Genomic DNA, 11,175 nt, shown 5'->3' with positions numbered 1-11,175 from the left:
CGGGATCGATCACGCCGTCGTCCCATATCCGCGCGGTGGCGTAGTATGGACTGCCCTGCTTCTCGAACTGCGCCCGCGTCGGCGCGCGAAACTCGTTTTCCTCCTCGACCGACCAGGTGCCGCCCTTGGCCTCGATATTGTCGCGCCTGAGCTGGCTCAGCACCATGGCGGCCTGCTCGCCGCCCATCACCGAGATTCGGGCGTTCGGCCACATCCACAGGAAGCGGGGCGAGTAGGCGCGGCCGCACATGCCGTAATTGCCGGCGCCGTAGGAGCCGCCGATCACCACGGTGAATTTCGGCACGCCGGCGGTCGCGACCGCCGTCACCAGCTTGGCGCCGTCGCGCGCGATGCCGCCGGCTTCGTATTTCTTGCCGACCATGAAGCCGGTGATGTTCTGCAAAAACACCAGTGGAATATTGCGCTGACAGCACAGCTCGATGAAATGCGCGCCCTTCAGCGAGCTCTCGCTGAACAAGATGCCGTTATTGGCGATGATGCCGACCGGAAAGCCCCAGATGTGCGCAAAACCGCAGATCAGCGTCTGGCCGTACAGCTTCTTGAATTCGTCGAATTCGGAAGCATCGACCAGCCGTGCGATGATGTCATGCACGTCGAACGGTTTTCGCCCGTCGGCGGAGACGACGCCGTAAATCTCTTCCGGCGCGAACAGCGGCTCGCGCGGTTCTCGTATGTTCAGCGCGGCGCGTGCCGGCGGCTTCAGCGTGGCGACGATCTTTCGCGCGATCCCGATGGCGTGGCCGTCGTTCTGCGCATAGTGGTCGGTGACGCCGGATTGCCGCGAGTGTACGTCGGCGCCGCCCAATTCCTCGGCGGTGACGACCTCTCCGGTGGCGGCCTTCACCAGCGGCGGGCCGCCGAGGAAGATCGTGCCCTGGTTGCGCACGATGATGCTCTCGTCCGACATCGCCGGCACATAGGCGCCGCCCGCCGTGCAGGAGCCCATCACGATGGCGATCTGCGGAATCCCCAGCGACGACATCTGCGCCTGATTGTAGAAGATGCGCCCAAAATGCCGTTCGTCCGGAAAAATCTCGTCCTGCTGCGGCAGGAATGCGCCGCCGGAATCCACCATGTATATGCAGGGCAGATTGTTTTGCCGCGCGATATCCTGGGCGCGAAGATGCTTCTTCACCGTCATCGGATAATAGGTGCCGCCCTTGATGGTCGCATCGTTGGCGACGATGACGCATTCGCGCCCCGAAACCCGGCCGACACCGGTGATTACGCTCGCGGAATGGACGTCACCGCCATAGAGGCCGTAGGCCGCGAGCGGCGACAGTTCGAGGAACGCTGTGCCGGCATCGATCAGGAGGTCGACGCGCTGGCGCGCCAGCATCTTGCCGCGCGAAAGGTGCCGCTTGCGCGAAACTTCCCCGCCGCCGCCGGCGACGCCGTTCAGCTTCTCGCGCAAATCCGCGACCAGCGCCCGCATGGTGTCGGCGTTGTGGGCAAATTCCGCCGAGGCGGGATCGATACTGGAGCGAAGCGACATGGAATTTCGCGGTCCGGGTGTGCGCCGCAACTGATCGCGCGGCCGGCATCATGGTGTCATTGTGCCGCGGTCCGGCGCAACCTCAACTTTGGGTCCGTGCCGGCTTTGTCGGGGAGGAATTGAACGGAGCGGGTCCGGCCCTCAATGTGTCCAGGGCTCGCCGCGCCGAAATGCAAAATTGTCGGCATAGGCCGCCGGCCGGCGCGCCACCTCTTTCGGCTCGATCACGTGATAGGCAATGCCCTCGCGCTCGCAATAGGCAATGGCATCCTCCTTTGTATCGAAGCGGATGGTCAGCTGCTGCTTCATGTCGCCGGAGCTGGTCCAGCCCATCAACGGCTCGACCACGCGCGGCTGCTCCGGCTCGTAGTCGAGTTGCCATTCCCTGGTCTTGGCGGTCCCCGACTGCATCGCGTTCTTGGGCTGCTTGAAAATACGCGCGGTCATGGATTGACGGGGCCTGTTGAGATGCGACACTGCGCCGAATTGGTCGAAATGACGGGCATGGGTTAGGGTCACCTGTCGGTAAGTTGATGTGCGATTCCGTCGTCGGGCGGCTCTATTTCGAAATCTGGTATAATCTTTCTGCAGCCTTGTGACAATCGCGGCACCCGGTCACTGCACTGAGCATCACACCCATGCAAATCAACGCCATCCTCCCGCCCAAAGGACGCGATCTCCGGCTCGACCTGTTTCGCGGTGTCGCGAACTGGGCGATCTACCTGGATCACATTCCCGACAATGTGGTGAACTGGATCACCACCCGGAATTATGGATTCAGCGACGCCGCGGACCTGTTCGTTTTTATTTCCGGCTACACCGCATCCTTCGTCTACGCCAGAATGATGCTGGAGCGCGGCTTCATCGTTGGCCTCACCCGGCTCACCAAGCGGGTCTGGCAGCTCTATGTCGCCCACATCGTCCTGTTCGTCATTTACATCGTTTCGATCGGCTATGTCGCGCTGCGTTTCGGCGATCCGGACATCATCAACGAATTCAACGTCGCGGGTCTGGCGGGCGATAACGCGATCGAAACGCTGCGCCAAGGGCTGCTGCTCAAATTCAAGCCGGTCAACCTCGACGTGCTTCCGCTCTACATCGTGCTGATGGGGTTCTTTCCGCCGGTGCTGTGGCTGATGTTGCGCCAGCCCGATCTGACCATGCTGGCGTCGATCGCGTTGTGGCTGGCCGCGCGATGGTTCGGCTGGAATCTCGCCGCCTATCCCGCCGGGACATGGTACTTCAATCCGTTCTGCTGGCAGCTGCTGTTCGTGTTCGGCTCATGGTGCGCGCTCGGCGGCGCGGCGAAGTCGCGAAAGATCATCGACCTGCCGATCACCCTCTACCTGTGCATCGCCTACATGATCCTCGCGATGGTGATGACCTTTGCCGGCAAATTTCCGAGCTTCGGAGCTCTGTTCCCGCACTGGCTCTATGACACCTTCAATCCGAACGACAAGACCAATCTCGCCTGGTATCGCTTCCTGCACTTCGTCGTCATCGTCATTCTGACGATACGGTTCGTGCCCAAGGACTGGCCCGGCCTGGAGTGGAAAATCTTCGATCCCCTGGTCAAATGCGGCCAGCAGTCGCTTGCGGTGTTCTGCGTCGGGGTGTTTCTGTCCTTTGTCGGCCATTTCGTACTGGCGTTGAGCTACGGCTCGGTGTGGGCGCAGATTGGCGTGAGCGCAGCGGGAATCGCGATCATGACCGTCGTCGCCTACTACATCTCCTGGTCCAAGAAGCAGGACAAGCCGCTGCCGAAGCCGGCGGCGGCGCCGGCCAAGTCATAAATAGGGAGGGCAAGCGCCCTCCCCGGTTTCGTGTCCCGGACGCGGTGCGGCATTCTTATGCCACTCCGCAGAGCCGGGACCGTCTCAAGCAGCGTCTTTGTTACGGCCCCGGCTCTGCAGCGCACCACGCCGAAGGCGGCGCGCTGCGCTGCGTCCGGGGCACGAGTCCACAAGCCGTCGGCGCTTTACCAGCGGCGTCCTCCGCCTCGCCGATAGCCATGGTAGCGCGGACCGGCATAGCCATAACGGTAGACCCGGGGGCCGACGTAATAATTCGGCCGCCACCAGCAGCGGCCCCACGCATTGCAGACCATGCGCACGTTTTCGATGTTGGAATGTTGGGCAGCGCCTGCCAGCAGTCCGTTGGGCATTGCCGAGGCCGAAGCGGAACCAAGCGCAACGGCAGCAAGCGCGGCTAGCCCGCCAACTGCGGATTTCGGAACGATCATCAAACTTCCTCCTTGAAAAATCTGCAACGGCGGCCACGGAAAAGGTTGCCGAACCTCCGTGCCGCAGGGGAGAATCTTGTGAGAGGGAATATGTTTTTTTGTCGGCGACCGGTTTTAGCCCCGACCGGTCGCCATCACCAAGGTGGCGATGTCGGTATAGACCTGCACCAGCGGCGCCACGATATTATGAAGCGCGTTTTTCGAGATCAGCGTGTCGTGCAGCACGAGGTTGTCGATCCCGGTGGTCAAAAAGCAGATCATGGCATCACGCGGCGTCTCCACGATCGGCTCGCCCTTCACGTTGAATGACGTGTTGATCAGCACGGGGACGCCGGTGAGCGCCTCGAACTCCTTGAGCAGGCGATACAGAACCGGATTGGTATCCTCAGAGACGGTTTGTACTCGCGCCGTTCCGTCGACATGGACGATGGCCGGAATCCGGTCGCGCCATTCCCGGCGGACCGATTTTGCGATGAGCATGAAGGGCGAGTCCTCCTCGCCTTCGAATATCTCTTTGGCCCGCTCCGCCAGCACGATTGGCGCAAAGGGACGGAACGGCTGGCGGTGCTTTACGCGGCTGTTCAGGATGTCCTTCATCTCGGCCTTGCGCGGGTCGGCGAGCAGGCTGCGATTGCCGAGCGCGCGCGGCCCGAATTCGGAGCAGCCCTGGAACCAGCCGATCACCCGCTGCTCGGCCAGCAATCTTGCGGTGTCGCGGCAGATGTCGTCGCTGCGAACCGCCGTGGTCTGAATGCGCACCAGAAATTTCTGCGTGGCGTTTTCGATATCGCGGTCGGCGTAGGGCTTGCCGACATAGGACTGCTTCATGACGAAGGAGCGCGGCTGCTTCAACACCTCGAGCTGGCCGTAAGCGGCGCAGCCGATCGCGATCCCGTCATCGCCCGCGGCCGGTTGAATCCAGACGTTTTCGAATCCGGCTTCGCGCGCGATCCGGCCGTTGGCGACGCAGTTCAGCGCCACGCCGCCGGCGATGCAAAGATTCTTGGCGCCGGTCGCCTCGCGCAGCCAGCGGGCGCGCGCCAGCAGTACTTTTTCGGTATCGTCCTGGACCCGCCAGGCGAGATCCTCCCAGTGCCGCATCGAGGGGCTGGCTTCCCATTTTCCGCCGCTGTCCATGACGTAAGGCTGGTTGAATTCCGCCGACCAGCGCGGCACCCGCAGTTCATTGCCGGCGATCTCCAGCAGCGGCTTTATCCGCTCGCGGCGGCCATAAGGGGCAAGCCCCATCAGCTCGCCGCATTTATTCCAGTCGCCGAAAATGTAGGTCGAGGCCCGGCTGTACAGCGCGCCAAGACCCGGCATGTTGTAAAATTCGTCGCTCAGGAATCCGCGATCGGGCTCCATCCAGACTTTTTTCAGGCATTCGATTCGGGCGCCGCTGAACTTGTAATAACTCTCCGACTCGCGGGCGAGCGGTGTGGCTGCGTCACCGGCCGGATATGGCTCGGACACATCCGACCGGTAGCTGCCGACGCCGTCGACCACCATCACGACGCCATCTTCGAACGGCGACACGGCGAACGCGCTATAGGCATGCGCCAGATGGTGCGAGATGGTCACCACCTTGGGGGATTGCGACCGGTATAGCGGATGCTTGGCGACGTCGGCGCGCTCGTATTCGGGAAGGAAGCCCGGCATGTCCTGATACGCCAGGCGGTCTTCCATTTCGGAAACCGGCAGGATGTAGCAATTGCGGACGATGAGATCGATGTCGTCGAAGGTGATGCCCTCGGCATCGAGGCAGTAGTCGATCACCTCCTTGTAGAAGCCGCTGGCGTGCTTTTCGCGCGTGATCCGCTCTTTGGCGATGGCGAATGCGATCGCGCCGTCCCTGAGCAAGCATGCGCTCACGTCGTGATCGTAGGTGTTCAGGCCGAGGACGTAAGTATGCTGCTTCGACATGGACTTTTCTGAATCGGAAGAGCCGCGGGCGGGGGTGTCGATCTGGTCTTAGGCGGTCATAAAGTTCTTGGCGAGAGCAGGCCTCATAAAAGATTAAATCCATTCATGATTATGAATGAATGGTGCAGAGCAGCACGTCGATAATATTTTGTTTTTGAACGCGGAACCGGCGAGCACGACACAGCTTAACTTGACCGAACGTGCGCCTTCACCGTATCCTGTTTGTGGAAGCGTGCCCGCCCTCGTTCTACGATACGACCGATTTTCGCACGCATCCGAAACACGTCTTCAGGCTCAACACAGAAGAATCCATAAAGTCGAACTGCTTCACCGACCGGGAGAACCAAATGGCTCAGAATACCCCGCGCAACTTTCTCACACGCTGGCTGGCAACGTTTGCCCTGGTCTGCGTGTACTGCCTCAGCATCGTCGGCGCTTCGACGCTGATGCTGACGGCATCGAGCACGTCGGCTGACGCCCGCGGTGGCGGGGGCGGCGGTCGTGGCGGTGGCGGTGGTGGACGCGGCGGCGGTGGTTTCCGCGGTGGTGGCGGCATGCGTGGCGGCGGTTTCCGCGGCGGTGGGGGCCGAGGCTTTGGTCGCGGCGGCGGTGTGGTCGTTAGAGGCGGCCGCGGCCGCGGCAGAGGCTGGGGTCGCGGCATCGGTTACGGTGGCATCTATGGCGTCGGCTGCTACTGGAGCCCGCGCTGGGGCCGGGTGATCTGCCCGTATTGATGATCGCCGGTAAGATCGCTCCGCGCGATCCGGACAGAAATTAAATCAGGTGCGCCGGGCAGCCGGCGTGCCTGATTTCGTTTGGACGGCCATTTTCGGTTTGAGCCGGCACGGCATTACAATTTGAAAGTTGGTCGGGGCAGCTGGATTCGAACCAACGACCTGCAGTACCCAAAACTGCCGCGCTACCAGGCTGCGCTATACCCCGATATCCTTAAAGAGCGATGTGGTTACACGCTTGATGCGGCGCCAGCAAGGCTGGCCGTTTCAGCGCCCGCTGAACAGCGGATGCGCCACCCGGTCTCCTGGCGCGATGCCGTATTTCTTCGCCGTCCCCGCGATCACCTCCAGCACGCCTTTCGCTGGTCCCCCTGAGGAAATGATCCTGGTCGATTCCGGCTCTGTATTCTCGGCAATCCTTAAGATTCGTCCGTCGGCGCGGATGAAGATCATGTCGAGTGAGATGTAGGTGTTTTTCATCCACATGGAAATCTGCTGCTCCGGCGAGAAGTCGAACAGCATGCCTTTGCCGTCCGGCAACTCCTTGCGATACATCAGGCCGGTTTCTTTTTCCTGATCGGTCGTCGCCATCTCGACCGAGAAAACCTGCACGCCGGTCTTGGTGACGATCTCGAGCGGCTGGATGCTGGCCGCCCGCGCACCGGCGCCTATAAGCGCGCAGAGGACGGCGACCGCGGCCAGCGCGATCCACGGCCTCACCTTCCGCCCGATAGAGTTAAAGCTCATGGATACAAACCCGATCGTCGTCGCGAAACCCCACGGCCGGAAGCCCGGCCGGCGGAACGTGGCAAATACCAGACCGCGATAATGCAGCGCAATGCGATTTCCGCGCCGGGGGCGATGCCGACCGTTCGAAACGCGGGATTGTGATCGGCGGGTCAGTGCGAGGACAGCCCCGGCGCGCCGGTTTCGGGCTGGATCTCGGCAGCCATCATGCCTTTGGAGCCCGGTCCGAACCGCACCAGCACGAACTGGCCGGGGCGGAGTTCGGTCATGCCGAAGCGGCGCAGGGTTTCCATGTGCACGAAGATGTCGGGCGTGCCCTCGCCGCAGGTCAGGAAGCCGAATCCGCGCAGCCGATTGAACCACTTGACCTGCGCCCGTTCCAGGCCGCTGGTCGGGGTGACGCTGACATGGGTGCGCGGCGGCAGCATCTGCGCCGGGTGGATCGCGGTGGATTCGTCCATCGAGACGATGCGGAAGGCCTGATAGCCCTTGGCGCGCTGCACGCATTCGACCACGAGGCGCGCGCCTTCATAGGCGGTCTGGTAGCCGTCGCGCCTGAGCACCGTGACATGCAGCAGCACGTCCGGCCAGCCATTGTCTGGCACGATGAAGCCGTAGCCCTTTGAGGCGTCGAACCATTTGATGACGCCGCTGATTTCGACCAGGTTGGCCGCGGCGTCGCCCAGACCTGCGAAGGCATCGACCGCGGCGTCGCGCTCAGTGCTCGAAAATTCGTTCGGCCCAAGCCTTGAAGGTCCGGTACCGCTCGGCGCGGCGCCCCCAGGCTTTTTGGACTCAAATCCGTCCGACCCCATGACCCCGGACCCCACACGTCATCTTGCGACCTGCCATCTTTCGCGACAGCGCCGAAAACACGCGCCCATCCATGACAATTCACGATGGCGCAACGCGAATCTCACGAATCGAAGATAACACTGTCGCCTGCGGCGCAAAGACAAAAAACAATTTTGCCGGGAGCTATGAACAGGCTTGCGCGACCGCGAATCATTTCGGCATCAATTGCCGACGAAGGGTCCGAGGGTTTCCCCGATGTCGTGCCGGATCACCAGATCGGCGATGCCGTCCTGGTCGGTCGGCTCGTTGTTGATGATCACCAGCCGGGCCCCGCAACGTCTGGCCAGCGGCGGAAAGCCTGCGGCCGGCCAGACCACCAGCGATGAGCCGATCGCGAGAAACAGGTCGCAATGCTGGGCGAGCTCGGTGGCGCGCCGCATCGCATCTTCGGGCATCGCCTGCCCGAACGAGATGGTCGCGGTCTTCACCGGCTCGCCGCAGGCCGGGCAGTCCGGCGCGTAGCTGGTCGCATCCATGCGCTCCTTGACCCACGCCAGCCCGTAGCACTCTCCGCAGCCGATGCAGCGCGCGTAAGTGGTGTTGCCGTGGAGCTCGATCACATGCTCGGCGGCGAAGCCCGAATTCTGGTGCAGATTGTCGATATTCTGGGTCACGATGGCGGGCACTTTGCCGGCCTTATAGAGCGCCGCCAGCGCACGGTGGCCGCGGCCCGGCCGCGCCGCGGCAAAGGTCGGCTCCATGGCAAAGCGCCTCCGCCACGCTTCGTCGCGCGCCTCCTGGCTGGCGACGAACTCGTCGTAGGGGATCGGCCGGTTGCGAGTCCACAATCCGCCGGGAGAACGAAAATCGGGAATGCCGCATTCGGTGGAGATGCCGGCGCCGGTAAAGGGGACAATGACTTTCGCCTCGGCGATCATGTCGCCAAGCTGTTCCACGCCGCTGCGAAGATCTGAGGCGATCATCTGAAATTTGTCCGGACCTGAAGCCTTACGATCGTTGCGACCGCAGTCTGGAAGGAGGACCGGACATTTGCAAACGCTGGACAGATCATCCGGTCCGCCCGGGCGTTCGACCGCTATTATCTGGCCTTGGCCCGCTTCTTTCGGCCGGGCTTTGCAATCAGAAAATCTTCCCGCTTCTTGCCGGCCTTGATCTCCCGGGCGAGCCATCCAGCGGTGCCGCCCCTGCCGCTCCAGGTCTCGCCGGTCTTGGGATGCCGGTATTTCGCGGCGACCTTTGTACCCTTTACCGAGCCGGCTTTCCTGACCGCACCGCCGTCGCCGCCGATCTGTGCGAGCTGCGCCTGCAGCTCGGTCCTTTTCGATTGAAGAAGCTTATCGATATCCCCGCGCATCGCGAGCAGTTGGGTTACGGAAAGGTTTTTTATATTGGTCGATGGCATTACGCACTCCAGTGAAATTGGCGTCAGCCTTATAAAGCCCTTTGGAACCTAATTACAGCACCCCGGAGTTGAATAAATGCAATGGTTGAAAATGTCGCAATGCGGCAATGCGATTTCCGAGAAAGCGGCCATTCTTTATTAACTTGGCGGTGCGCAGCGATGATTGAGCGCCGCATCTGCGCTGTGGCTAACCGGTCACGCGCGGCAACGATCCTCTCCATGCCCGCGCAATTTCATTGATCTTCGCGTCAACCTCCGGTGAAATGCGCCCGGGCCCTGGGGTAGGCGTGATGAAGTTGTGGATGGGTGAGCGCGACCAGTTGATCGAACAGACCTTGGCGTTTGTGCAGGGTGTAGCCGCGGCCAAGCCGGCGCGAGCCGTAGCGGCGGCGGGTCCGCCGCGGGCCGAGCCCGTCAAAGCGGTCGGGCAGGCCCGGCCGGCTGAACCGTCGAAATCCGCGGCAATCGCCGTCATGGGCCCTGCTCCGATGGCGTCCGAACGCGCCGAGATCGCGCGCAGGGTGGCCAACTTCAAGGCCCAGCAGCAGAAATTCCAGCGCGCGCGGGAAGCCGATTACGACGCAATTTTTTCAAAAGCCCGTGCAACCCCCGGGAACCTGATCCGCTCCTGAGCGTTATTGTGGCGGAGCAACCTCCCCCCTTGCTCTATCTTGTAGAGAGCCCCGCCCCATCCCCCGGCGGGGCTTTCGCTTTTAGGGGGGACAGCAGATGTCTGATTACCGGGTCGATTTCATCTTGGTGACTTTGACGACTTTTCCCATGGCGTCATAGGTCGTCCATTCACCTGCCTGTTCACCGTTCTCAAAATATCCGGATCGCATCCTTGTGCCGTCTTTCCTGAACCACTCCCAATATCCCGTAAGCACCTCATTGACGGTGTAGCCTTTGGCCTTGATGCTTCCGTCCTTATGGCGGTCAATGCGCTCGGTCGACTTGGCAACCATTCGACTCCCCTGCCCCTGAGCGCATTTTGCTGCTATTGAACATCGAACCACAATAACAATCCCGCAATACCCTTAAGGGAGACAACAACCATGCGCTATCTCCACACCATGCTGCGCGTCCGTAATCTCGACGCCGCGTTGAAATTCTATTCTGACGCGCTGGGATTGAAGGAAGTGCGGCGCGTCGATAACGACAAAGCTAAATTCACGCTGGTGTTCTTGTGCGCCGCCGAGGACGAAGGCCTGCTGAAGCAGTCCCGGGGGCGCGGCGCGCCGCTGGTCGAGCTCACCTACAATTGGGACGAAGAAAAATATGGTGAGGACCGTTATTTCGGCCACCTCGCCTATGAGGTCGACGACATCTACGCCACCTGCGAGAAGCTGATGAAGCTCGGCATCACCATCAACCGCCCGCCGCGCGACGGCCAGATGGCGTTCGTGCGTTCGCCGGATCTGCATTCGATCGAGCTTTTGCAAAAGGGCGACGCAAAACCGCCGGCGGAGCCATGGACCTCGATGCCGAACACCGGGCATTGGTGAGCCTGCCAGTTTCCTGAATGTTCGCTACCTGACCTGTCGGCTGATGATCGGCAAGCAAATCTCCGCAGCAATTTTGTGCACTCCAAGGAACCCGTCGGATCGCTTCGCGTTCTCTGATGCAGCATGAGAGGAGACGAAAATGGGACGCGGAATTTTGCTGTGGCTGCTGGGTGTGCCTATCCCGATCATTATTCTGTTGTGGCTGTTCTTCGGCCGCTGAGCGGCAAGACCGAGCCAGAGGGCTGAGCAACGAGAACCGATGTGTCACTGCATCGGGCTTCGCCTATCGG

The 11,175-nt window shown here is 61.6% G+C and carries 13 protein-coding genes and 1 tRNA gene; 4 read left to right on the top strand and 10 right to left on the bottom strand.

What is annotated here, in order from left to right:
* Both VGP39_RS08270 and VGP39_RS08265 read right to left on the bottom strand, forming a co-directional pair.
* A partial coding sequence (locus VGP39_RS08270) for a carboxyl transferase domain-containing protein (RefSeq protein WP_327567618.1) occupies positions 1-1,516 on the bottom strand: 1,516 nt, incomplete at its 3' end.
* 141 nt (positions 1,517-1,657) lie between these two features.
* A complete protein-coding gene (locus VGP39_RS08265; RefSeq protein WP_327567617.1) occupies positions 1,658-1,963 on the bottom strand; it encodes an ETC complex I subunit in 306 nt (101 codons plus the stop codon).
* Positions 1,964-2,154: 191 nt separating this feature from the next.
* On the opposite strand from VGP39_RS08265, the gene VGP39_RS08260 reads away from it, so the two are divergent.
* Positions 2,155-3,309 carry an OpgC domain-containing protein gene (locus VGP39_RS08260; RefSeq protein ID WP_327567616.1) on the top strand — a complete coding sequence of 385 codons (1,155 nt, stop codon included), beginning with the start codon at positions 2,155-2,157 and terminating at the stop codon, positions 3,307-3,309.
* Positions 3,310-3,494: 185 nt separating this feature from the next.
* Here the strand turns inward: VGP39_RS08260 and VGP39_RS08255 are convergent, their stop codons facing one another.
* Both VGP39_RS08255 and VGP39_RS08250 read right to left on the bottom strand, forming a co-directional pair.
* Positions 3,495-3,758: a hypothetical protein gene (locus VGP39_RS08255; protein WP_327567615.1), complete on the bottom strand. Its 264-nt coding sequence runs from the start codon at positions 3,756-3,758 to the stop codon at positions 3,495-3,497.
* Between the two features lie 114 nt (positions 3,759-3,872).
* The gene (locus tag VGP39_RS08250; RefSeq protein ID WP_327567614.1) at positions 3,873-5,681 is read right to left on the bottom strand and encodes a carbamoyltransferase family protein; all 1,809 of its coding nucleotides are present in this window, start codon (positions 5,679-5,681) and stop codon (positions 3,873-3,875) included.
* A gap of 347 nt (positions 5,682-6,028) precedes the next feature.
* Here VGP39_RS08250 and VGP39_RS08245 point away from each other — a divergent pair, with 347 nt between their 5' ends.
* Positions 6,029-6,415, top strand: a complete 387-nt coding sequence (locus tag VGP39_RS08245; RefSeq protein WP_327567613.1) for a hypothetical protein — start codon at positions 6,029-6,031, stop codon at positions 6,413-6,415.
* Positions 6,416-6,546: 131 nt separating this feature from the next.
* Here the strand turns inward: VGP39_RS08245 and VGP39_RS08240 are convergent.
* The 5 genes from VGP39_RS08240 to VGP39_RS08220 form a co-directional block, all read right to left on the bottom strand.
* Positions 6,547-6,623, bottom strand: a tRNA-Pro gene (locus VGP39_RS08240).
* A gap of 59 nt (positions 6,624-6,682) precedes the next feature.
* Positions 6,683-7,162 (bottom strand): DUF192 domain-containing protein, encoded by a 480-nt coding sequence (locus VGP39_RS08235; protein ID WP_327567612.1) that lies wholly within the window; start codon positions 7,160-7,162, stop codon positions 6,683-6,685.
* Between the two features lie 152 nt (positions 7,163-7,314).
* Complete coding sequence (locus tag VGP39_RS08230) at positions 7,315-7,977, bottom strand: cold-shock protein (protein ID WP_327567611.1); 663 nt, start codon at positions 7,975-7,977, stop codon at positions 7,315-7,317.
* Positions 7,978-8,178: 201 nt separating this feature from the next.
* Positions 8,179-8,940 carry an SIR2 family NAD-dependent protein deacylase gene (locus VGP39_RS08225; RefSeq protein ID WP_327567610.1) on the bottom strand — a complete coding sequence of 254 codons (762 nt, stop codon included), beginning with the start codon at positions 8,938-8,940 and terminating at the stop codon, positions 8,179-8,181.
* A 116-nt stretch (positions 8,941-9,056) separates the two neighbouring features.
* Positions 9,057-9,380: an H-NS histone family protein gene (locus VGP39_RS08220; protein WP_327567609.1), complete on the bottom strand. Its 324-nt coding sequence runs from the start codon at positions 9,378-9,380 to the stop codon at positions 9,057-9,059.
* A gap of 290 nt (positions 9,381-9,670) precedes the next feature.
* Here VGP39_RS08220 and VGP39_RS08215 point away from each other — a divergent pair, with 290 nt between their 5' ends.
* Positions 9,671-10,012: a hypothetical protein gene (locus VGP39_RS08215; RefSeq protein WP_327567608.1), complete on the top strand. Its 342-nt coding sequence runs from the start codon at positions 9,671-9,673 to the stop codon at positions 10,010-10,012.
* Positions 10,013-10,117: 105 nt separating this feature from the next.
* Here the strand turns inward: VGP39_RS08215 and VGP39_RS08210 are convergent, their stop codons facing one another.
* Positions 10,118-10,345: a hypothetical protein gene (locus tag VGP39_RS08210; protein ID WP_327567607.1), complete on the bottom strand. Its 228-nt coding sequence runs from the start codon at positions 10,343-10,345 to the stop codon at positions 10,118-10,120.
* A gap of 90 nt (positions 10,346-10,435) precedes the next feature.
* On the opposite strand from VGP39_RS08210, the gene VGP39_RS08205 reads away from it, so the two are divergent.
* Positions 10,436-10,885: a VOC family protein gene (locus tag VGP39_RS08205; RefSeq protein WP_327567606.1), complete on the top strand. Its 450-nt coding sequence runs from the start codon at positions 10,436-10,438 to the stop codon at positions 10,883-10,885.
* Positions 10,886-11,175 lie beyond the last annotated feature (290 nt).

Origin of the sequence: Bradyrhizobium sp. (assembly GCF_036009065.1) — a bacterium.
Taxonomy (GTDB): domain Bacteria; phylum Pseudomonadota; class Alphaproteobacteria; order Rhizobiales; family Xanthobacteraceae; genus Bradyrhizobium.
The sequence above is the reverse complement of the archived record's forward strand: the minus strand, read 5'-3'. Positions and strand labels throughout refer to the sequence as shown.

Coding starts and splice junctions, on each gene's coding strand:
- VGP39_RS08265 (WP_327567617.1), bottom strand. CDS start 1,963: ATGACCGCGCGTATTTTCAAGCAGCCCAAGAACGCGATGCAGTCGGGG.
- VGP39_RS08210 (WP_327567607.1), bottom strand. CDS start 10,345: ATGGTTGCCAAGTCGACCGAGCGCATTGACCGCCATAAGGACGGAAGC.
- VGP39_RS08205 (WP_327567606.1), top strand. CDS start 10,436: ATGCGCTATCTCCACACCATGCTGCGCGTCCGTAATCTCGACGCCGCG.
- VGP39_RS08230 (WP_327567611.1), bottom strand. CDS start 7,977: ATGGGGTCGGACGGATTTGAGTCCAAAAAGCCTGGGGGCGCCGCGCCG.
- VGP39_RS08225 (WP_327567610.1), bottom strand. CDS start 8,940: ATGATCGCCTCAGATCTTCGCAGCGGCGTGGAACAGCTTGGCGACATG.
- VGP39_RS08250 (WP_327567614.1), bottom strand. CDS start 5,681: ATGTCGAAGCAGCATACTTACGTCCTCGGCCTGAACACCTACGATCAC.
- VGP39_RS08215 (WP_327567608.1), top strand. CDS start 9,671: ATGAAGTTGTGGATGGGTGAGCGCGACCAGTTGATCGAACAGACCTTG.
- VGP39_RS08235 (WP_327567612.1), bottom strand. CDS start 7,162: ATGAGCTTTAACTCTATCGGGCGGAAGGTGAGGCCGTGGATCGCGCTG.
- VGP39_RS08245 (WP_327567613.1), top strand. CDS start 6,029: ATGGCTCAGAATACCCCGCGCAACTTTCTCACACGCTGGCTGGCAACG.
- VGP39_RS08260 (WP_327567616.1), top strand. CDS start 2,155: ATGCAAATCAACGCCATCCTCCCGCCCAAAGGACGCGATCTCCGGCTC.
- VGP39_RS08255 (WP_327567615.1), bottom strand. CDS start 3,758: ATGATCGTTCCGAAATCCGCAGTTGGCGGGCTAGCCGCGCTTGCTGCC.
- VGP39_RS08220 (WP_327567609.1), bottom strand. CDS start 9,380: ATGCCATCGACCAATATAAAAAACCTTTCCGTAACCCAACTGCTCGCG.